The organism is Caulobacter radicis, assembly GCF_003094615.1.
Classification (GTDB): domain Bacteria; phylum Pseudomonadota; class Alphaproteobacteria; order Caulobacterales; family Caulobacteraceae; genus Caulobacter; species Caulobacter radicis.
The window spans coordinates 667,331-688,363 of record NZ_QDKO01000009.1 but is presented as its reverse complement, the minus strand read 5'-3'; the positions used below and the strand labels follow the sequence as shown (position 1 = coordinate 688,363).

At 69.5% G+C, this 21,033-nt stretch carries 19 protein-coding genes; 13 read left to right on the top strand and 6 right to left on the bottom strand.

Annotated elements, in window-relative coordinates; genetic code table 11:
- Positions 1-139: 139 nt before the first annotated feature.
- The 7 genes from DDF62_RS05450 to DDF62_RS05420 all read left to right on the top strand — a co-directional run bounded on the left by DDF62_RS05450 (position 140) and on the right by DDF62_RS05420 (position 9,314).
- The gene (locus DDF62_RS05450; protein ID WP_116488140.1) at positions 140-1,081 is read left to right on the top strand and encodes a 2-dehydro-3-deoxygalactonokinase; all 942 of its coding nucleotides are present in this window, start codon (positions 140-142) and stop codon (positions 1,079-1,081) included.
- Positions 1,068-1,688, top strand: a complete 621-nt coding sequence (locus tag DDF62_RS05445; RefSeq protein ID WP_116488139.1) for a 2-dehydro-3-deoxy-6-phosphogalactonate aldolase — start codon at positions 1,068-1,070, stop codon at positions 1,686-1,688. The genes DDF62_RS05450 and DDF62_RS05445 overlap by 14 nt, the downstream gene beginning before the upstream one ends.
- 49 nt (positions 1,689-1,737) lie before the next feature.
- Complete coding sequence (locus tag DDF62_RS05440) at positions 1,738-3,315, top strand: sodium/sugar symporter (protein ID WP_116488138.1); 1,578 nt, start codon at positions 1,738-1,740, stop codon at positions 3,313-3,315.
- Positions 3,306-4,223 carry an SMP-30/gluconolactonase/LRE family protein gene (locus DDF62_RS05435; RefSeq protein WP_116488137.1) on the top strand — a complete coding sequence of 306 codons (918 nt, stop codon included), beginning with the start codon at positions 3,306-3,308 and terminating at the stop codon, positions 4,221-4,223. The genes DDF62_RS05440 and DDF62_RS05435 overlap by 10 nt, the downstream gene beginning before the upstream one ends.
- A gap of 17 nt (positions 4,224-4,240) precedes the next feature.
- The gene (locus tag DDF62_RS05430; RefSeq protein ID WP_116488136.1) at positions 4,241-4,966 is read left to right on the top strand and encodes a FadR/GntR family transcriptional regulator; all 726 of its coding nucleotides are present in this window, start codon (positions 4,241-4,243) and stop codon (positions 4,964-4,966) included.
- Between the two features lie 94 nt (positions 4,967-5,060).
- The gene (locus tag DDF62_RS05425; RefSeq protein WP_116488135.1) at positions 5,061-6,197 is read left to right on the top strand and encodes an efflux RND transporter periplasmic adaptor subunit; all 1,137 of its coding nucleotides are present in this window, start codon (positions 5,061-5,063) and stop codon (positions 6,195-6,197) included.
- A gap of 9 nt (positions 6,198-6,206) precedes the next feature.
- Positions 6,207-9,314, top strand: coding sequence for an efflux RND transporter permease subunit (locus DDF62_RS05420; protein WP_116488134.1), 3,108 nt, complete (start codon positions 6,207-6,209; stop codon positions 9,312-9,314).
- 43 nt (positions 9,315-9,357) lie between these two features.
- On the opposite strand, the gene DDF62_RS05415 is transcribed toward DDF62_RS05420, so the two are convergent.
- Positions 9,358-10,698 (bottom strand): aminotransferase-like domain-containing protein, encoded by a 1,341-nt coding sequence (locus tag DDF62_RS05415; protein ID WP_116488234.1) that lies wholly within the window; start codon positions 10,696-10,698, stop codon positions 9,358-9,360.
- A 61-nt stretch (positions 10,699-10,759) separates the two neighbouring features.
- Between DDF62_RS05415 and DDF62_RS05410 the strand changes: the two genes are divergently transcribed.
- Positions 10,760-11,173: a DUF983 domain-containing protein gene (locus DDF62_RS05410; protein ID WP_116488133.1), complete on the top strand. Its 414-nt coding sequence runs from the start codon at positions 10,760-10,762 to the stop codon at positions 11,171-11,173.
- Between the two features lie 10 nt (positions 11,174-11,183).
- On the opposite strand, the gene DDF62_RS05405 is transcribed toward DDF62_RS05410, so the two are convergent.
- Together DDF62_RS05405 and DDF62_RS05400 are read right to left on the bottom strand one after the other, a co-directional pair.
- The gene (locus DDF62_RS05405; protein WP_116488132.1) at positions 11,184-11,735 is read right to left on the bottom strand and encodes a hypothetical protein; all 552 of its coding nucleotides are present in this window, start codon (positions 11,733-11,735) and stop codon (positions 11,184-11,186) included.
- A 92-nt stretch (positions 11,736-11,827) separates the two neighbouring features.
- The gene (locus DDF62_RS05400) at positions 11,828-12,139 is read right to left on the bottom strand and encodes a polyhydroxyalkanoic acid system family protein (RefSeq protein WP_058346591.1); all 312 of its coding nucleotides are present in this window, start codon (positions 12,137-12,139) and stop codon (positions 11,828-11,830) included.
- A gap of 114 nt (positions 12,140-12,253) precedes the next feature.
- Between DDF62_RS05400 and didA the strand changes: the two genes are divergently transcribed.
- The 3 genes from didA (at position 12,254) to DDF62_RS05385 (ending at position 14,952) form a co-directional block, all read left to right on the top strand.
- A complete protein-coding gene (didA, locus tag DDF62_RS05395; protein WP_116488131.1) occupies positions 12,254-12,475 on the top strand; it encodes a DNA damage-induced SOS-independent cell division inhibitor A in 222 nt (73 codons plus the stop codon).
- A 40-nt stretch (positions 12,476-12,515) separates the two neighbouring features.
- Entirely contained in the window at positions 12,516-13,529 is a 1,014-nt protein-coding gene (dgcA, locus tag DDF62_RS05390) for an N-acetyl-D-Glu racemase DgcA (RefSeq protein ID WP_116488130.1), read from the top strand.
- Between the two features lie 121 nt (positions 13,530-13,650).
- Entirely contained in the window at positions 13,651-14,952 is a 1,302-nt protein-coding gene (locus tag DDF62_RS05385) for a dicarboxylate/amino acid:cation symporter (protein ID WP_116488129.1), read from the top strand.
- 139 nt (positions 14,953-15,091) lie between these two features.
- Here DDF62_RS05385 and murB read toward each other — a convergent pair whose 3' ends face one another.
- Together murB and murC are read right to left on the bottom strand one after the other, a co-directional pair.
- Entirely contained in the window at positions 15,092-16,015 is a 924-nt protein-coding gene (gene murB / locus DDF62_RS05380; protein ID WP_116488128.1) for a UDP-N-acetylmuramate dehydrogenase, read from the bottom strand.
- Between the two features lie 7 nt (positions 16,016-16,022).
- Positions 16,023-17,441, bottom strand: coding sequence for a UDP-N-acetylmuramate--L-alanine ligase (gene murC / locus DDF62_RS05375; RefSeq protein WP_116488127.1), 1,419 nt, complete (start codon positions 17,439-17,441; stop codon positions 16,023-16,025).
- 102 nt (positions 17,442-17,543) lie between these two features.
- On the opposite strand from murC, the gene lepA reads away from it, so the two are divergent.
- Together lepA and DDF62_RS25835 are read left to right on the top strand one after the other, a co-directional pair.
- The gene (gene lepA / locus DDF62_RS05370) at positions 17,544-19,352 is read left to right on the top strand and encodes a translation elongation factor 4 (protein WP_101718043.1); all 1,809 of its coding nucleotides are present in this window, start codon (positions 17,544-17,546) and stop codon (positions 19,350-19,352) included.
- A gap of 123 nt (positions 19,353-19,475) precedes the next feature.
- On the top strand, positions 19,476-20,012 hold the full coding sequence (locus DDF62_RS25835) for a RebB family R body protein (protein WP_208866827.1): 537 nt from the start codon (positions 19,476-19,478) through the stop codon (positions 20,010-20,012).
- On the opposite strand, the gene DDF62_RS05360 is transcribed toward DDF62_RS25835, so the two are convergent.
- A complete protein-coding gene (locus tag DDF62_RS05360; RefSeq protein WP_208866826.1) occupies positions 20,009-21,025 on the bottom strand; it encodes a cytochrome-c peroxidase in 1,017 nt (338 codons plus the stop codon). The genes DDF62_RS25835 and DDF62_RS05360 overlap by 4 nt on opposite strands.
- Between the last annotated feature and the right edge of the window lie 8 nt (positions 21,026-21,033).

Genomic DNA, 21,033 nt, shown 5'->3' with positions numbered 1-21,033 from the left:
CGGTCATTATTATATTATAAATGCCTTGCGACCCGGCCTGGAGCCTCTCGTCGGGCGCGCGTTTAGGGATGAACATGACGCAGGCTGTAGACTCCGCACGGCTTCACACGGGCAGCGCTCGCGCCGGGGGAGCCTGCTGATGGTCGCGTCCGATCCCTCGATCACCATTTTCGGCGACTGGGGCACCTCGCGCCTGCGCCTCTACCTGCGCCAGGGCAAGAGCGTGCTGGACCGTCGCGACGGCCCCGGCATCGGCTCGCTGACCGCCTCGCCCGAGCAGACCTTCCTCGACCTCGTCGGCGACTGGCGCGAGGCCGGTCCCGAGACGATCCTGCTGTGCGGCATGGTCGGGTCGCGCAACGGCTGGGTCGAAGCCCCCTACGCCCCCTGCCCCGCCGACGCGGCGGCGATCAGCGAGCGGCTGGTCAAGGTCGAGGCCCAGGGCCTGACCGTTTCGATCGTGCCGGGCCTGTCCTGCACCAACCCGCTGGGCGGCCCCGACGTGATGCGCGGCGAGGAGACCCAGATCCTCGGCGCCCTGGCGCTGAACCCGGAACTCAAGGTCGGCCGCCACCTGCTGGCCATGCCCGGCACCCACACCAAGTGGGTCGTGGTCGAGGACGGCGCGATCGCCAGCTTCCTGACCGCCCCGGTCGGTGAAACCTTCGCCGTGCTGCGCGAGCACTCGATCCTGGCCAAGGCCGCCGCCGGCGACGCTCCGGCCACGGCCGAAGGCTTCGATCTTGGCCTGTCGCGCATCACCGACAAGGGCGCGGCCCTGCTGCCCCACCTGCTGTTCGAGACCCGCAGCCGCCAGCTGATCGACGGCCTGCCCAAGGCAGACGCCATGGGCTTCCTGTCGGGCCTGCTGATCGGCGCCGACGCCGCCGGCGCGGCCGGCTGGTTCGGCCAACTGGGCAAGGTCGCCCTGATCGGCGCCCCGGCCCTCAACGCCCTCTACGCCAAGGCCATCAAGGCCGCCGGCGGCGACAGCTTCGAGATCGACGGCGACGCCGCCGTGCTCGCCGGCCTGTCTTCCCTTTCATCCTCAATCACGCGTGATGCCCATGTCCTTGCCTGACGCCCCGCCCATCGTCGCCATCCTGCGTGGCGTTAAGCCCGACGAGATCGTCGAGATCGCCGGCGCCCTCGTCGACGCCGGCATCGGCTATATCGAGGTCCCGCTGAACTCGCCCGAGCCGCTGGTCAGCATCGGCAAGCTCTGCGAAGCCTTCGGCGACAAGGCCCTGTGCGGCGCCGGCACCGTTCTGACCCCGCAGGCGGTCGACGACGTCGCCGCGGTCGGCGGCAAGCTGATCGTCACCCCGAACATCGATGCGGACGTGATCGCCCGCGCCGTCGAGCTGGGCCTGACCGTCATGCCCGGCTTCTCGACCCCGACCGAGGCGTTCGTCGCCGTGAAGGCCGGCGCCAAGGCGCTGAAGCTCTATCCGGCCGGCTCGTTCGGCCCCGGCCACCTTAAGGCCGTGCGCGACGTGCTGCCCAAGGACATCGCGATCTACGCCGTCGGCGGCGTCGGCGCGGCCAACCTCAAGCCGTGGCTCGACATCGGCGTGGCCGGCATCGGCGTCGGCGGCGAGCTCTACCGCCCCGGCTACACGGCCGCCGAAGTCGGCGAGCGGGCCCGCGCCCTGGTCGCGGCCTGGACTGCGCAGACCGCCGGCTGAGCCGTCTTACGATCATAACGAAGAGCAGCCCTAAAGGGGGGAAGCCCACGTGAAGAACCTAGCAACCATCGATCTCGCGATCCTCGCGATTTACGCCGTGGCGATCTTCGCCCTGGCGCAGTGGGTTTCCCGCGACAAGGGTGGGCACAAGAAGGACTCGACCGACTACTTCCTCGCGTCGAAGGCCCTGCCCTGGTGGGCGATCGGCGCCTCGCTGATCGCCGCCAACATCTCGGCCGAGCAGATCATCGGCATGAGCGGTTCGGGCTACGCCATCGGCCTGGCCATCGCCTCCTACGAGTGGATGGCCGCCCTGACCCTGCTGATCGTCGGCAAGTTCTTCCTGCCGATCTTCATCAAGAACGGCATCGTCACGATGCCGCAGTTCCTGGAGCAGCGGTACGGCCCCAGCGTGCGGACCATCATGGCCGTGTTCTGGCTGGGCCTGTACGTGTTCGTGAACCTGACCTCGATCCTGTGGCTGGGCTCCATCGCCGTTCACACCGTGACCGGCATGGACCAGATGTGGGCCCTGGTCGCCATCGGCGTCTTCGCCCTGGCCTACCAGCTGTGGGGCGGCCTCAAGGCCGTGGCCCTGACCGACATCGTGCAGGTGGCCCTGCTGGTGGCCGGCGGCCTGATCATCGCCTGGCTGTCGCTGGACAAGATCGGCGGCGCCGGCGGCGTGGTGGCCGGCTTCCACCACCTGACCACCCAGTTCCCCGACCACTTCGACATGATCCTCGACCGGGCCAGCCCGCACTACAAGGACCTGCCGGGCCTCAGCGTCCTGTTCGGCGGCCTGTGGATCATGAACATCAGCTACTGGGGCTTCAACCAGTACATCATCCAGCGCGCCCTCGGCGCCAAGGACCTGCCGGAAGCCCAGAAGGGCATCGCCCTGGCCGCCTACCTCAAGCTCTTGATGCCGGTCATCGTGGTGCTGCCGGGCATCGCCGCCCTGGTGCTGGTCGACGGGACCATCAAGCCCGACCAGGCCTATCCGGAGATGATGAAGCTGCTGCCGCCCGGCCTGCTGGGCCTGGTGTTCGCCGCCCTGGTGGCCGCGATCGTCGCGTCGCTGGCGGCCAAGATCAACTCGATCGCCACCATCTTCACCCTCGACCTCTACGCCAAGACCAAGCCGGGCTCGAGCGAACAGCACCTGGTGCTGGTCGGCCGCATCACCGCCGTGGTCGCCGTGCTCATCGGCATCCTGACCGCCAAGCCGCTGCTGGGCGGCGCCGAGCAGGCCTTCCAGTTCATCCAGGAGTTCACCGGCTTCTTCACGCCGGGGATCGTCGTGATCTTCATCCTGGGCATGTTCTGGAAGCGGGCCACCACCGCCGGCGCCCTGACCGCCGCCATCGGCTCGGCCGTGCTGTCGGCCATCTTCTGGTGGCTGCAGGAGCAGGCGATCTTCACGATGCCCTTCATGAACCGCGTCGGCGTGGTGTTCCTGCTGACCCTGGCCGCGGCCGTGGTCGTCTCGCTGGTCGCCCCGCAGAAGAAGGACGTCAACGTCGTCAGCCTCGACGGCGTCTCCTACAAGACCACCACCGGCTTCAACATCGCCGGCCTGGGCGTGATCATCATCCTGATCGCGCTGTACGCCACGTGGTGGTGATTTCCAGCCAGCAGCCGGCCGCGATCATCGCGGCCGGCGACGTGCTCGGCGAGGGGCCGGTGTGGGACGCTCACGCCGGCCGCCTGCTGTGGACCGACATCCAGAGCCGCCGCCTGCGCGCCTTCGATCCCGCCAGCGGCGCGGTCGAGACCTTCGCCGCTCCCGAGCGCATCGGCTCGATCGCCCTGCTGCCCCAAGAGACCGGCCGCGTCATCGCCGCCTTCGAGACCGGCCTTGGCCTGTTCGACCTGGCTTCGGGCCAGGTCGAATGGCTGCACCGCGTCGAGGCGCAGGCCAACGGCCGTCGCTTCAACGACGGGCGCGTCGACCGTTCGGGCCGCTTCTGGGCCGGGACCATGGTCGAGGACGAGGCCATCCGCCATCGCGCGGAAGCCAGCGTCTGGCGCCTGGACCATGCCGGCGACTTTACGCCCCACTTCGGCGGCGTGCAGATCGCCAACGGCCTGGCGTTCAGCCCCGACGGCAGGACCGCCTATTTTTCCGACAGCCCGCTGCAGACCATCTTCGCCTTCGACCAGGACGAAGACGGGGCGCTGAGCAACCGCCGCGTCTTCGCGGAAGTGACCGAAGGCTATCCCGACGGGGCCACGGTCGACGCCGAAGGCTGCCTGTGGAGCGCCCGCTGGGCCGCCGGAACCGTTGTGCGCCATGCGCCCGACGGTCGCGTGCTGGAGACCCTGCGCGTGCCCGCCAGCCAGCCCACCTGCGTGGCGTTCGGCGGCGAGGACCTGCGCACGCTGTATGTCACTTCGGCCCGTGACGAGCTCTCGGACGACGAATTGGTCAGACAACCACACGCTGGCGATGTATTCGCGTATGATGTGACCGTTCCTGGCCTGCCCGAACCACGATACACAGGGGCGATTCGTTTCGCGTCCAACGTATAGAAAAGAAGACTTTGGCGATGCGCACCCAGCCTGGACTGAGCCTCACCTACGGCCTCGTGGAATCGCTTGGTCAGGCCATCGTCACGGGCGAGTACGCCGAGGTGGGTTTTCCCACCGAGGGCGAACTGTCCAAGAAGTTCGGCGCCAGCCGCACGGTGACGCGCGAGGCGGTGAAGATGCTCACCGCCAAGGGCCTGCTCAGCGCCCGCCCCCGCCACGGCACGGTGGTCGAGCCGGAAGCCAACTGGAACCTGCTCGATCCCGACGTGCTGCGCTGGCTGCTGGAACGCAAGTTCTCGCTGAAGCTGCTGTCTGACTTCACCGAGATGCGGCTGGGCATCGAGCCGGTGGCCGCCGCGCTCGCCGCGCGCAACGCCGACGAGGCGGGCCTGGAAGGGATCCGCAAGGGCCTGGCCCGGATGAAGGCCGCCGGCGAGGGCGAGGACGACCCGCTGGCCGCCGACATCGCCTTCCATATCGCCATCCTCAGCGCGACCAAGAACCCGTTCTACAGCGAGTTGCACGAGCTGGTGAACACGGCGCTGCGGATCTCGATCCGCTTCACCAACCGCATCAAGGGCCGCACGGCCTCGATCCCCTCGCACGAGGACGTGGCCAAAGCGATCATCGCCCGCGACGCCGTGGCCGCCCAGACCGCCATGCAGGCGATCATCGTCGACGTGCTGGAACTGATCCGCGCGGCCTCGGCCACCGACGCGCAGGCGGCTCGCAAGGAAGCCTGACCCCCGCTTCCGCGCCTTACCCCGATTTAACTCGTCGAACTTCGTTTCTCGTCTAGAAGTCCCTGCTGGGAATCTGACGAAAAAGGGGCATGTCGTGGGTTACGGGTTCAAGGGGTCGATCGGGCGCACGACAGCGCTGGCCCTGGTTCTGACGGTCGCGGCCGCCGGCCTTTCCGCCTGCGGCAAGGACAAGAAGGCCGAGGCCAAGGGCAAGAAGCCCGTCGCCGCCCAGACCGTCAGCGTCGCGCCGGTCGCCGTCCTGCCGCTGCCGCGCGTGATCAACGCCTCGGGCACCATCTCGGCCTGGGAAGAGGTGCCGGTCGGCGCCGAGACCGGCGGCCTGACCGCCACCGCCGTCAATGCCGAGGAAGGCCAGTTCGTCCGCCAGGGCCAGGTGCTAGTCGCGCTCAACGACACCCTCCTGCGCGCCCAGCTGCGCCAGCAGGAAGCCTCGGTCGCCAGCGCCCGCGCCACCCTCGCCGAGGCCGAGGCCTCGCTGAAGCGCTCGCGCGAGCTGCTGGCCAAGGGCTTCCTGTCGCAGGCCTCGCTCGACACCGCCACCGCCCGCCAGGCCACCGCCGCCGCCCAGGTGGCCGCCGCTGAGGCCGCCCGGGGCGAGACCACCGCCCGCGTCGCCCAGGCCTCGATCCGCGCGCCCGTCTCGGGCCTGATCGTCCGCCGCAGCGTCACCAAGGGCCAGATCGTCAACGCCGGCGCCGAGCTGTTCCGCATCGTCCGCGACGGCCGCATGGAGCTCGACGCCGAACTGCCCGAGACCGACCTCGGGGTCGTCAAGGCCGGCATGCCCGCCGTCATCACCTCCGAGCAGGTCGGCCAGGCGAACGGCGCGGTGCGCCTCGTCACCTCGGAAGTCGACCCGCAGACCCGCCTGGGCGTGGCTCGCATCGCCCTGACGGCGATGGGCGCCTTCCGCCCGGGGATGTTCGCCCGCGCCCAGATCCAGGCCGGCGACCAGGCCTCGCCCGTGGTGCCCAGCGCCTCGATCCTCTACCGCCAGAACCAGCCGGGCGTGTTCATGGTCGACCGCAACAGGAAGGCCCAGTTCCGCAAGATCGGCATCGTCGCCCGCACCGGCGACGTCACCGCCGTCACCGGCGTCTCGGCCGGCGAGGAAGTGGTCGTGCAGGGCGCGGGCTTCCTGGGCGACGGCGACGCCGTGCGGGTGGCCGTCCACCAGCCCGCCCCGACGCTGTCCGCCGTCAAGCGCTAGGGCCAGACGATGGACACCAACAACATCTCGCGCTGGGCGATCAAGAACCCGATCCCCGTCCTCATGCTGTTCGTCATGCTGACCCTGGCCGGCATCGTCGGCTTCAACAGCATGCGGATCAACAACAACCCCGACGTCGACCTGCCCCTGGTGGTGGTGTCGGCCTCGCGTCCGGGCGCCGCGCCCAGCGAGCTCGAGACCCAGGTCACCCGCCTGATCGAGGATTCGATCGCGGGCCTGGGCCAGGTGCGCCACATCACCTCGACGGTCGGCGACGGTTTCTCCTCGACCTTCATCGAGTTCGAGCTGGGCGTCGACCACGAGCGCGTCACCAACGACGTGCGCAACGCCATGTCGAACCTGCAGTCCGCCCTGCCGCAGGACATGCAGATCCCCAACGTCACCCGCATCGACATCTCTGGCGACCCGCTGATCACCTACGTGGTCCAGGCTCCCGGCCTGACGCCCGAGCAGCGCAGCTGGTTCGTCGACAACGACGTGGCCCGCACCCTGCTGGCGATCCGCGGCATCGGCGAGGTCAACCGCCTGGGCGGCGTCAGCCGCGAGATCCAGGTGGCGCTGGACCCCGACCGCCTGTCATCGCGCGGCGTCACCGCCGCCTCGGTCAGCCAGGCCCTGGCCAGCACCAACGCCGACCTGCCCGGCGGCCGGGTGACGGTCTCGGGCTCCGAGCGCGCCATCCGCACGCTGGGCGCGGCCGGTTCGGTGGACCAGTTGCGCGAGACCCGCATCCCGCTGCCCTCCGGCGGCACCGTGCGCCTGGGCGACCTGGGCGAGGTCACCGACCGCTGGGCCGAGCCGCGCAACCGCGCCCGCTTCGACAACCAGGAAGTCGTGACCTTCAACATGGTCCGCTCGCGCGGCGCCAGCGAGGTCAAGGTCGCCGAGAAGGTCCGCCACGCGATCGAGAAGCTCGACAAGGAACATCCCGAGCTGACGATCTCCGAGATCACCTCGAACGTGAAATACATCGAGGAAAGCTACTGGGCCTCGATGGAAGCGCTGATCCTGGGCGCGGTGCTGGCCGTGCTGGTGGTGCTGCTGTTCCTGCGCGACTGGCGCGCCACCTTCCTGGCGGCGGTGGCCATCCCGCTGTCGCTGCTGCCGACATTCGCGATCATGGCGCCGCTGGGCCAGTCGCTGAACGGCGTCACCCTGCTGGCGCTGTCGCTGACCGTGGGCATCCTGGTCGACGACGCCATCGTCGAGATCGAGAACATCGTCCGCCACATGCGCGGCGGCAAGTCGCCCTACAACGCGGCCATGGAAGCCGCCGACGAGATCGGCCTGGCCGTGGTGGCCACCACCTTCACCATCGTGGCGGTGTTCGCGCCCACCGGCTTCATGCCGGGGATCATCGGCCAGTTCTTCAAGGCCTTCGCCCTGGCCGCCTGCGTCTCGGTGCTGTTCTCGCTGCTGGTCGCCCGCATGCTGACGCCGCTGATGGGCGCCTACATGCTCAAGCCCCACCACAAGCCCGACACCGATCCGTTCTGGATGGACGGCTACCTCAAGAGCCTGGGCTGGGCGCTGAACAACAAGTGGAAGGTCGCCCTGATGGCGATCCCGATCCTGGTCGGCTCGGTGATGCTGGCCAAGAGCCTGCCCTTCGAGTTCCAGCCGGCGGCCGACCGCGGCCGCGCGCCGTTCTCGATCGAGCTGCCGCCCGGCGCCACGCTGGACGAGACCGACGCCATCGCCGAGCGCGTCACCCGCGAACTGAAGGCCCGTCCTGAGGTCAAGAGCGTCTACGCCTCGGTCGGCAACGACGGGGTCAACAAGGCGCGGATCACCGCCGACCTCGTGCCGAAGGGCGAGCGGATGAACCAGCAGCAGTTCAGCCGCCTGATGGTCGACCAGTTCAAGGCCATCCCCGGCGCACGCATCGGCGCGGGCAACAACAGCGGCGGCGGTCCCGGCGACGGCGGCAGCTACACCCTGCGGCTGGTCGGGGACGACGGTCCCGAACTGGAAGCCGCCGCCCGCAAGGTCGAGGCCGAGATGCGCACGGTCCCGGGCCTGGCCAACGTGGTCAATACCGCGTCGATCGCCCGTCCGGAAATCATCGTCACCCCGCGTCCCGACCAGGCCGCCCGCATGGGCGTCTCGGCCGGCGCGATCTCGCAGGCCGTGCGAGTGGCGACCATCGGCGACATCGACCAGTCCCTGCCCAAGTATAACCTGGGCGACCGCCAGGTGCCGATCCGCCTGCGCCTGACGCAGAACGCCCTCGAGGACCTGTCGGTGCTGGAGACGCTGAAGGTGCCGTCGTCCACCGGCGCCTCTGTGCCGCTGAACGCGGTGGCCGACATCCGCTTCGGCGCCGGCCCCTCGCAGATCAGCCGCCAGGACCGCTCGCGCGTGGCCGAGATCACCGCCGAGCTCGACGGCATCGTGGTCGGCGAGGCCAGCAAGCTGGTGCACGCCCTGGACTCGGTCAAGAAGCTGCCCCCCGGCGTCAAGGAGGTGGCGGCCGGCGACGCCGAGTTCATGGCCGAGATGGCCACCGGCTTCGCCATGGCGCTCTTCACCGGCCTGCTGCTGATGTACGTCGTGCTGGTGCTGCTGTTCCGCAGCTTCGCCCACCCGGTGACCATCATGGCCGCCCTGCCCCTGGCCATCGGCGGCGCCTTCGCCCTGCTGAAGCTGGTCAACAGCAGCTTCTCGATGTCGAGCCTGATCGGCATCCTGATGCTGATGGGCATCGCCGCCAAGAACTCGATCCTGCTGGTCGAGTACGCGATCATGGCGATGAAGGACGGCAAGATGACCCGGCGCGAGGCCCTCATCGACGCCGCCCACAAGCGGGCCCGCCCGATCCTGATGACCACCGTGGCCATGGGCGCGGGCATGGTGCCGGTGGCCGTCGGCTTCGGCGCCGACGTCGAGTTCCGGGCCCCGATGGCGATCACCGTCATCGGCGGCCTGATCACCTCGACCTTCCTGTCGCTGCTCTACATCCCGGTGGTGTTCGTGTTCATGGACCAGCTGAAGAACTGGTCGACCAGGATGCTGGGAAAGGTCTTCGGCCACTCCCACCACCATCCGGGCCACGGAACGCACCAGGAAGAGCCGGTGCTGGTCACGCGGGACTGACGATCATGGGGCGGGCTTTCGGGTCCGCCCTTTTTCTTGCGCGTCAGGCCAGCGAGCCGGCCAGGCGTCTCAGCGCCGAGGCCAGCACCGCCTGCTTGCCCGGCGCGCCCAGCGACAGCCGCGCGCCTTCAGCCGCGACGCCGGGCGCGGCGAACAGCGAGGCCGGCGCCAGCGTCAGGCCCTCGGCCGAGCCTCTCGCCGCGCGATCCAGCCAGACATGCAGGCAGCCCTCGGGCCCCGTCGCCTCGGGCAGGATCTGGGCGGCCAGCATCCGGCGCGCGGCCGCCTCGGCGCGGACGCCGGCCAGGATCGCCTCGGCCGTGCCGTCGCGGATCCATGTCGTGGCGACGGCCGCCATCAGCGGCGCGGGCATCTGGCACAGGGCGTGGCCGGCGGCGGCCAGGCGCCCGGCCGCCGCCGCGTCGGGCGTAGCCACATAGGCGATGCGCAGGCCCGGCGTCAGGGCCTTGGCCAGGGTGGCCACATGCCACACCCGTTCCGGCGCCAGCGCCGCCAGGGCGGTCGGCGCCGGATCCGGCAGCCGGCCGTAGGCGTCGTCCTCGACGATGCGGGCGCCCGCCCGCGCGCAGGCCTCGACCACCGCCGCCCGCCGGCCCGCGCTCATGGTCGCCGTGGTCGGGTTCTGCCAGGTGGGCGTGACGACCACGAGGCGCGCGCCGGTGGCCGCCAGCAGCTCGGCCAGGGCCTCGGGAACGATCCCCTCCCCGTCCATCGGGCAGGCGACGGCGCGGACGCCGCGCGCGGCCAGGGCCGCAAGCAGGCCGGGATAGGTCAGGGCCTCGACGATCACCGCGTCGCCCGGCGCGGTCTCGACCGCCAGGATCGCCGACAGGGCCGCCTGGGCGCCCGCGCAGACGACCACCCGCTCGGGATCGACCGCGCCCAGCCCCGGCGCCATCCAGGCCGCGCCGGCCGCCCGCTGGGCCAGAGAGCCCGGACCGGCGTGATAGGCCATCAGGGTCGCCGGATCGGTGCGGGCCAGCACGCCCGCCGTCGTCTCGCGCAGCAGGGCCGCCAGCGACAGCCCCTGCGGCGGCGGCGGCAGGTTCATCGACAGGTCGACCAGGCCCGCCTCCTCCTCGCCCGCCCGCCGACGCACGAAGGTGCCACGCCCGGCCGCGCCTTCGACCAGTCCCTGCTCGCGGGCCAGGGCGTAGGCCCGGGTGACGGTGGTGAAGTCGACGCCCAGCAGGGCCGCCACCGTCCGCTGCGGCGGCAGCTGTTCGCCGGCCGACAGTTCGCCGTCCGCGACCGCCGCGCGCAGGGCCTCGAACACCCGGCGATAGATCGGCCCCTCGCCCGCGGCGACCCGCCGCAGCCATGCGGCGCCCGCCGGAAGAACAGCGTCTCTTGCGTCGGCCATCACTTATCCATACATTTAATGCACAATGTATGGATCAATTTTCGGATTGTAGGTAGGGGTCATGACGCCCGGACACGAGTTTTTCGATCCGCCCTCGCCCATCGTCAGCGGCTTGCGCCAGCGCTGCCCGCGCTGCGGCGAGGGCAAGCTGTTCAAGGGCTTCCTGGCGCTGGCTCCGTCCTGCGACCACTGCGGCCTGGACTACGGCTTCGCCGAACCGGCCGACGGCCCGGCCTTCTTCGTGATGAGCGGCGTCGGCATACTGGTGACCTTCGCCTTCGCCTGGGTCGAGGTGGTCTATCGCCCGCCGATCTGGGTGCACTTCGTGACCGTGTTCCCGGCCCTGATCCTCGGCTGCCTGGCCACCCTGCGTCCGGTGAAGGCCTGGCTGGTGGCCTCGCAGTTCGTCAACAAGGCCGAGGAAGGCAAGTTCGAGAGCCTGGGCCGCCACGACCACGATCCGCGACGGCTGTGAGCAGGATGGCCTAGCCGCCGCGCCGTGCGGCCAGGCGGAACAGCAGGAAAGCCGCCGCGAACAATGCGGCGAAAACGCCGTTGGCGGCCAGGATCTCGACCAGGGCGCCCGGCGATCCGCCGCGCCCCGTCGACAGGGCGAAGACAGCGATGGCCGCAAGGGCCGCGGCCGCGACCAGCATGGCTTTCGCGAGCCCCTCGGCCCTGAACCGCCATGCGGCGGCCGTCGCCAGGGCCAGCGCCACGACGCCGGGATAGGCCAGATTGATCGGATCGCCTTCGTTTCCGACGATGCCGACCGCCAGGCTGGCCCAGATCATCAGGAAGGCGGCGCCGACGGCCAGCACCGCTCCGGCGCGATAGGCCAGATCGCGCGTACGCATCGCCGCCAGTTCCAGCATCAGGCCCGCCCCGCCCAGCATGGCGGCGAACAGGGCGAAGTCCCACGGGCTCCAGACCACCTCGTCGGTGACCCGCATCGCCAGCCAGGGCGCGGCCAGCAGCAGCGCCGCAAGCCCCCAGCCGGCGGCTCTCAGGTTTCTCGGCTTCACAGGCAGGTCCATCACCGCGCTCCCGGTCTCCAGGGCCGGAACCTTGCCTCACCCTGCCACGAAGACCGATGAAGGCGGCGTGGATATTCGGTGCAGGTCGGCGACTACTTCTTCTCGAGCAGCAGCGTGCCCTGCTTCTTGACCTGGCCGGTGATCTTGCCGGCGATCATGCCCAGCAGGCCCGGCAGCACGACCTCGACGATCACCACGTTGGCGGCGACGTTCAGCTTGCCGGTGATGTTCTGACCCATGACCAGGGCCGAGAAGTCCAGCACGTCGTCGCGCCAGGCCTTGGTGACGTTGGCCAGGCCTCCGGGGATCTGCGCGCCCAGCTGTTCGAAGCCGTTCTCGATCCGTCGCTTGGCCTCGGCCACGCCGAGTTCGTGCGGGATGTTGATGGTGACGGGCTTCGACATTGGAACTCCAAAGGCGTGTTGCGCCCATGACATAAGGATGCACGGGCCGTTCGGCTATACGTCCAGTTCTGACGCACCCAAGGCGCAGGGTCGAAAGCGTCCACGGAGGAAGCCATGACCGACATCGCCATGACCCAGTTCTTCGACGCTCCTGTCCGCAGCGCCTCCGTTCGCCGGACCCGTCCGGGCCGCCCCGCCGGGCTCTGGGGATCCGTGAGCTACGCCGGCGTGCTGCTGGTCTGGGCCGGCCTCTTCGTCATCCGTCCGCGCCTGGCCTTGCGGGTTATGGCCGAGCGCCGCGCCGACTCGCCGATCCCGCGCTTCTCCAGGCAGTGATCCTCTCGCCAAACGCTTCGAACGGCGCCAAGCCAGGGGCATGAGCCGCCTCGTCGCCGTCCGCCCCGTCAGCCATCCGCTCGCCGCCCCGTTCCGCATCTCGCGCGGGGTCAAGACCGCCGCCGACGTGGTGGTGGTCGAGATCGCCGACGGCGGCCATGTCGGTCGCGGCGAGAGCGTGCCCTACGCCCGCTACGGCGAGACGGTGCAGGGCGTCGAGGCGCAACTGGCCCCCGCCGCCCGCCTGCTCGCCATGGGCGGCGATCTGTCCGAGGCCCTGGCCCTGCTACCGGCCGGCGCGGCGCGCAACGCGCTGGACTGCGCGATCTGGGACCTGCGGGCCAAGACGTCGGGCGTCTCGGTCGCCGCCGCCACGGGCCTCGCCATCCCGCCCGCCCTGGTCACCGCCGTCACCATCAGCCTCGATACGCCGCAGGCCATGGCGGAGGCCGCCCGCAAGGTCGCCGAAGCGCCGCTGGTCAAGGTCAAGCTGTCGGCCGAGGATCCCGCCGCCCGCCTGGCGGCGGTCGCCCAGGCCGCGCCGGACGCCGCGCTGATCGTCGACCCCAACGAGGGCTGGACCTTCGACATCCTGCGCGGCCTTGAAGACCAGTTGTCGCGCCTGAACATCGCCCTGGTCGAACAGCCCCTGCCGGCCGGCGCCGACGCCGCGCTCGAAGGCTACGCCCCGCCCTTCCCGATCTGCGCCGACGAGTCGGTGCACACCGCCGCCGACCTGCCGGCCCTGCGCGCGCGCTACCAGGCGGTGAACCTCAAGCTCGACAAGTCCGGCGGCCTGACCGAGGCGCTGGCCATGCTGCGCGCGGCCAAGGGCCTGGGCTTCACCCTGATGACCGGCTGCATGGTCGCCTCGTCCCTGGCCATAGCCCCGGCCCTGCACCTGGCGGCCGAATGCGCCTTCGCCGACCTCGACGGCCCCTGGTGGCTGAAGGAGGATCATCCTGGCGGTCTGCGGGTCGTGGACGGCCGCATCACCCCGCCGACGGCGGGGTTCTGGGGGGACGGCGTCGACGCCGAGGGGCTGTGGCTGTGAGCAGCTCTCCCTCTCCCTCTCCCTCTGGGAGAGGTTGCGATCAGCGGCGGCGCCAAGCACCGGTCGGCGGAACCAAGCGCGGGGACTTGACCCAACTCGCATAACGCCGTGCTCTGGCGTCATGACCGACGCCCTCGCCGACGCGCCGCCCCCGCCTTCGCCGCCTGGCCGCAGGAACCCGCTGCAGGCCTGGTTCGGGATCTCGCTGTGGAAACGGATCCTGGCCGCCCTCGTTCTGGGCGCCGTGGTCGGCTACTTCTGGGGCGAAGGCGCGACCAGCCTCAAATGGATGGGCGACATCTTCGTGCGGCTGATCCGCATGATGGTGGCCCCGCTGGTCTTCGTGATCATCGCCTCGGGCGTGGCCCAGTTGGGCGACGCCCGGCGGCTGGGCGGCATCGGCGTCAAGACCATCGCCATGTACGTGCTGACCACGCTGATCGCGGTCAGCATCGGCCTGACCATCGCCACCCTGCTGGGCCCCGGCGTCGGCGCCGACCTGCACAACGCCGCTCCCCAGGCCGTGGCCCCGCCCAAATCGCCGGCCGAGCTCTTCATCGGCATCGTGCCGCTCAACCCGATCAAGGCCCTGGCGGAGGGCGAGACCCTGGCGATCATCTTCTTCGCCGTGCTGGTCGGGGCCGGGGTGATCGTCGCGGGCAGGGACGGCGAGCCGGTCGCCAAACTTCTGGCCAGCGCCAGCGAGGTGATGCTGCGCATCGTCGGCTTCGTGATGGAGGCCGCGCCGTTCGGGGTGTTCGCCCTGATCGCCGTGGTCACGGGCACGAACGGGCCCGAGACCTTCCTGCATGTCGCCAAGCTGGGGGTCTGCGTGATCATCGGCGCGGCGATCCAGACCTTCGTCACCCACGCCGCCGTGGTGCGGCTGGGCGCCTGGCTGCCGCTCTTGCCGTTCTATCGCGGTTGCATGGACGCCATCCTGGTCGGCTTCTCCACCTCGTCCAGCTCGGCGACCCTGCCGGTGGCGATCCGGGTGGCCGAAGAGAACCTGGGGATCAAGCCGTCGATCTCGTCGACCGTCCTGCCGCTGGGCGCCACCATCGGCATGGACGGCACGGCGATGTACGTGGCCATGCTGACCATGTTCGCCGCCCAGGCCTTCGGCGTGCCGCTGACCCTGGCCGACTACGCCCTGGTGGCGATCACCACCACCATCGTGGCCATGGGCGTGGCGCCGGTGCCGTCGGGCTCGCTGTTCGTGCTGGCCGCGGTGCTGGCCACCATCGGCGTCGGCCCTACCCAGACGGCGATCATCGTCGGCTTCATCCTGCCGTTCGACCGCATCCTCGACATGATCCGCACCGTGCCGAACGTGACGTGCGACCTGTCGATCGCCACGGCCGTGGCACGGTGGGAGAAGGAGATCGACGTCGAGGAATATCTGTCGAAGAAGGACGTCTAGAAGGACCCTCCCCCTGAAGGGGGAGGTGCCGGCGAAGCCGACGGAGGGGGAAGCGGCTGCGAAATCGGCCGCCATCAGCGGAAGCTGAAAACGTCCCCCCTCCGGCCCTCCGGGCCACCTCCCCCAGAGGGGGAGGATCTTAGGCCGTGCGCCCGATCCGCTTGATTTCCCAGTCCAGCTGGACGCCGGTCTTGGCCAGAACGTCCGCGCGGACCGTATCGCCCAGGCCTTCGAGATCGGCCGCGGTGGCCTCGCCGGTGTTGATCAGGAAGTTGCTGTGCAGGGGGCTGAACATCGCTCCCCCCTCCTTCCCACTTACGGAGAACAGCCTGCCGCGCCAGCCGGCGTCGTCGACCAGCTTCCACGACGAGTGGCCCGGCGGGTTCTTGAAGGTCGAGCCGCCGGTCTTTTCGCGGATCGGCTGGGTGGTCTCGCGACGGCTGGTGATTTCGGCCATGCGCGCCTTGATCGCGGCCGGCTCGTCGGCGGTCCCTTCATAGGTCGCGTCGAGCACGATGGCCGTGTCGCCGTCCTGCAGGGCGCTGTGGCGATAGGTGTAGTGCAGGTCGTCGACCGACAGCTCGCGCACCACGCCCGCACGGTCCATGACCCGCACGGACTTCACGACATTGACGGTCTCGGAGCCGTAGCAGCCGGCGTTCATGATCACCGCCCCGCCGATCGTGCCGGGGATGCCGGCATAGAACTCCAGCCCGGCGATGCCGGCCTCGGCCGCCTTGCGGGCCAGGATGGCGTCGGGCACGGCGCTGCCGGCCTTGATGCGGTTGTCGCCCAGGGCCTCGACGGTGTTGAAGCCCTTGCCCAGGCGGATGATCACGCCCTCGACGCCGCCGTCGCGGACCAGCAGGTTGCTGCCGACGCCAATGGCCATCACCGGCACGGCCGGATCCAGGCTTTTAAGGAAATCAGCCAGGTCCTGCTCGTCGGCCGGCAGGAACACCACGTCGGCCGGCCCGCCGACGCGGAACCAGGTGAACGGGGCCAGGGCCTCGTCGATCAGCAGCTTGCCGCGCACGGCGGGGAGATTGGTCTTCCAGGTCATCGGACGCCTACTTCGCCAGCGCTTCCAGCTGACCCGGCAGGGCATAGGCCCAGGACGTGATGTCCCCGGCCCCCAGCAGCACGACCAGGTCTCCGCTCACAGCTTCGGCGGCGATCAGCGCCGGCAGGGCGGCCGGGCTTTCCAGCGGCAGGGCGCGGCGGTGGCCGAACTTCTTGAGGCCTTCGACCAGGTGGTCGCGGTCGACGCCCTCGATCGGCTGCTCGCCAGCCGTGTAGACGTCGGCGACGACCACCGTGTCGGCGTCGTTGAAGCAGCTGGAGAACTCGGTCATCAGGTCGCGCAGGCGGGTGTAGCGGTGCGGCTGGACCACGGCGATCACCTTGCCCTGGCTGACGGCGCGGGCGGCCTTGAGCACGGCGGCGATCTCCACCGGGTGGTGGCCGTAGTCGTCGACCACGCGGATCCCATTGGCCACGCCCGTCGTCGTGAACCGGCGCTTGACCCCGCCGAAGGCCGCCAGGCCCGCGCGGATCGCCTCGGCGTCAACGCCCAGCTCGCGGGCCACGGCCACGGCGGCGGTGGCGTTGAGCACGTTGTGGTGCCCCGCCATCGGCATCTTCAGGCCTTCGTAACGGATCGTCTCGCCTTCCAGCGGCGAGATGGCGATGTCGAAGCTGGCGCCTTCCGGGCCCATCTCGATGTTGGAGACGCGGACCTCGGCCTGCGGATTGGCGCCATAGGTCACCAGGCGGCGGTTCTCGATGCGCGAGGTCAGGGCCTGCACTTCGGGATGGTCGGTGCAGACGGCGGCGAAGCCGTAGAACGGGATGTTCTCGATGAAGTCCTGGAAGCCGCGCTTGACCGCGTCGAAGTCGCCCCAGTGGTCCAGGTGCTCGGCGTCGATATTGGTGACGATGGCCACCGTCGACTTCAGCTTCAGGAACGAGCCGTCGCTTTCGTCGGCCTCGACGACGATCCAGTCGCCCTCGCCGACCTTGGCGTTGGTGCCGTAGGCGTTGATGATGCCGCCATTGACGACCGTGGGGTCGAGGCCCCCGGCGTCGAGCAGGGCCGCGACCATCGAGGTCGTCGTCGTCTTGCCGTGCGTGCCGCCCACGGCCACCGAGAACTGAAGGCGCATCAGCTCGGCCAGCATCTCGGCGCGGCGAACCAGCGGCAGGCGCTTTTCGCGGCCGGCGACCATCTCGGGATTATCGGCCTTCACCGCCGTCGAGTAGACGATGGCCGAGGCGCCTTCGACATTGGCCGCGTCGTGGCCCACGAAGATGCGCGCGCCCAGCTTCTCGAGCCGTTCGGTATTGGCGCTGGCCTTCGCATCGCTGCCCTGCACGGTGTAGCCGATGCGGATCATGATCTCGGCGATGCCGGACATGCCGATGCCGCCGATGCCGATGAAGTGCACGGGGCCGAGTTCGAAGGGGACGGGTCGTCGACGCTGGATCATCGGGTCGGATTAGACGATTTGACGGCCGCCGTGAACGGGGTCGATGACGCAAACCCGTCACGCCCCCTCGCGAAGCGGTTCAAATGTGATAGACGCACGCGCATGAGCTCTACGCCCCTGGATAAAATCCGCAATTTCTCGATCGTGGCCCACATCGACCACGGCAAGTCGACCCTGTCCGACCGCCTGATCCAGACCACGGGCGGCCTGACCGCGCGCGAGATGAGCGCCCAGGTCCTCGACAACATGGACATCGAGAAGGAGCGCGGCATCACCATCAAGGCGCAGACCGTGCGCCTGAACTACAAGGCCGCCGACGGCGAGACCTATGTCCTGAACCTGATGGACACCCCCGGGCACGTCGACTTCGCCTACGAAGTGTCGCGCTCGCTGGCCGCCTGCGAAGGCTCGATCCTGGTCGTCGACGCCTCGCAGGGCGTGGAGGCCCAGACCCTGGCCAACGTCTACCAGGCGATCGACAACAACCACGAGATCGTTCCGGTCCTCAACAAGGTCGACCTGCCGGCCGCCGACGTCGATCGGGTCAAGGCCCAGATCGAGGACGTCATCGGCCTGGACGCCAGCGACGCCGTCGAGTGCTCGGCAAAGACCGGCATCGGCATCCCCGACGTGCTGGAAGCCATCGTCACCCGCCTGCCCGCCCCCAAGGGCGACGTCAACGCGCCGCTGAAGGCCCTGCTGGTCGATGCCTGGTACGACGCCTATCTCGGCGTCGTCGTGCTGGTGCGGATCTTCGACGGCACGCTGAAGGCCGGCCAGCAGGTCCGCATGATGCAGACCGGCGCCACCCACCGCATCGACAAGGTCGGCGTGTTCACGCCCAAGGCCACCGACGTGGCGCTGCTGGGCCCGGGCGAGGTCGGCTTCTTCACCGCCTCGATCAAGGAAGTGGCCGACGCCGCCGTCGGCGACACCATCACCGACGAGAAGAAGCAGACGGCCGAGCCGCTGAAGGGCTTCAAGGAAGTCGTGCCGGTGGTGTTCTGCGGCCTGTTCCCGGTCGACGCCGCCGACTTCGAGGACCTGCGCGCCGCCGTCGGCAAGCTGCGCCTGAACGACGCCAGCTTCACCTTCGAAATGGAAAGCTCGGCCGCGCTGGGCTTCGGCTTCCGCTGCGGCTTCCTGGGCCTGCTGCACCTGGAGATCATCCAGGAGCGCCTGTCGCGCGAGTTCGACCTCGACCTGATCGCGACCGCCCCGTCGGTGGTCTACAAGATCAAGATGCGCAACGGCGAAGAGATCGAGTTGCACAACCCGGCCGACCTGCCGGACGTCATGCAGATCGAGGAGATCGCCGAGCCCTGGATCAAGGCGACGATCTTCACCCCGGACGAGTTCCTGGGCGGCGTCATCAAGCTTTGCCAGGACCGTCGCGGCATGCAGCGCGAACTGTCCTACGTCGGCAACCGCGCCATGGTCATCTACGACCTGCCGCTGAACGAGGTGGTGTTCGACTTCTACGATCGCCTCAAATCGATCTCGAAGGGCTACGCCAGCTTCGACTACCAGCTCGAGGACTACCGCGCTGGCGACCTGGTGAAGATGTCGATCCTGGTCAACAGCGAGCCCGTCGACGCCCTGTCGATGCTGGTCCACCGCAGCCGCGCCGAAAGCCGCGGCCGCGGCATGTGCGAGAAGATGAAGGAACTCATCCCGCAGCACATGTTCGTCATCCCGATCCAGGCGGCGATCGGCGGCCGGATCATCGCCCGCGAAACCGTCCGCGCCCTGCGCAAGGACGTGACCGCCAAGTGCTACGGCGGCGACGCCAGCCGGAAGCGCAAACTTCTGGACAAGCAGAAGGAAGGCAAGAAGCGGATGCGCCAGTTCGGCAAGGTCGAGATCCCGCAGGAAGCCTTCATCGCCGCCCTGAAGATGGACGAGGATTGATCGGCGGAGGGCCCTGCCCTCCCCCGCCTTGTGCGAAATTTCCTATTCTGAAAGCCGCGGCCATTCATAGGGATGAGCCGCGGTTTTCGTTTGAAGGCCGCCTGATCCAGCACGGAGACGACCATGGCCTTCCCGACCAACGTCAACGACCAGATCACCGACTCCGTCAGCCAGGTGAACACCAAGGTTTTGGGCGACGCGCCCGCCATAGCCATGGGCAACCTGTTCCAGGCGACCGCCCAGGCCCTGGCGAACGCCGCCCACAATGCGACGGAAAGCCAGCAGCAGGCCTATGAGACGATGCAGGCCTCGACGACGCAGGGCATCTCGACGTTGCTCTCGGTCGACACCGCCAGCGCCGGCGAGGCGACGAAGGAAATCTTCGCCGCCGCCCCGCCTGCACCGCCGAGCGAACCTTCCGAGGCGGTGACGGAACAGGCCATCCAGGCCGCCATAGCCGCGCAGGAAGCGGCGATGCGGGCGGCCAACCAAGCCGTCCAGGCCGCCATGGCGTCGGCGAACGCGGCAGTGCAGGCGGCGATGCAACAAGCCGCCCAAGCCCTGCAAGCCGCCATGACCCAGACCCAGGCCGCAGCCCAAGCCCAAGCCGCGGCCGCAGCCGCCCTGGCGGCTGCGGCGGGGACCCTTCCGGAAGACTAGGGTCCGCACCCAGGCTCAGGCAGGGAAAACCGCGGATCGGTGACGAAGGCCTCGTCGGTCAGCGTACCCAGGAACTCGACGAGGTCCGCGACCTGTCGATCCCCCAGCCGCATCGCCACGCGATGCCGGCGGATCGCTATCTCCAGCGTAGGGGCCGAGCCGTCGTGCAGGTAAGGCGCGCTCAGCGCCACGTTCCGCAACGAAGGCGTGCGGAAGCGGCCGGCGTCGGTCGCCTCGCCGGTGACGTCGGCGAGGCCTTGGTCGCCGGTGAACGGCGCGTCGATGCGGTGGAAGCGGGCCTTGTCGGCGTCGGTGAACAGCGGGCCGGCATGGCAGCTCGCGCAGTTCGCCCTGAACAGCCGCTCGCCGCGCTCGGCTTCGGCCGACACCGCGACGGCCTTGCCCCGCTTGCGCCGATCATGGGGGCTGTCGAACGAGACGAGCGTGCGCTGGAAGGCGGCCAGGGCCTTGGCGATCGTCACCATGCTGACCTCGCCGCCAACCTCGGGAAAGGCCTCGCCGAACATCCTGCGATAGCAGGCCTGGCCGGCCAGACGCGCGGTCAGCACCGCCTCCTGGCCGGCAAAGCCCATCTCGACCGGCTTGGCCCCGGCGATCGGGATCAGGGCCTGGGCCTCCAGCGTCTTCACGCCCGGATCGCCCCAGGTCAGGGCGCGGAAGTAGCCGACGTTCGCCAGGGTCTGGATGTTGCGCCGTCCCGGGTCGCCATGCACGCCGGGATGGGTGCGGTTGCTGTCGGTGAAGCCGCGCCGCTGCTCGTGGCAGGTGGCGCACGACATCGTGCCGTCGATGGAGAGGTCGGCCTCGTAGAACAGCTTGCGCCCCAGCGCGACCTTGGCGTCCGACATCGGATTGTCGGCCGGAACCGGCGGCGGGGCGACGCCCGCCGGCAGCTTCCAGTCGAAGCCCGAGACGGCGGCGGGTGCGAAGGCGGCGCTCAGCAGCAGACAAGCCGCCAGGGCCAGCGCCTTGCCGTAGGCTTCCAGCTTCACGCCCCTCC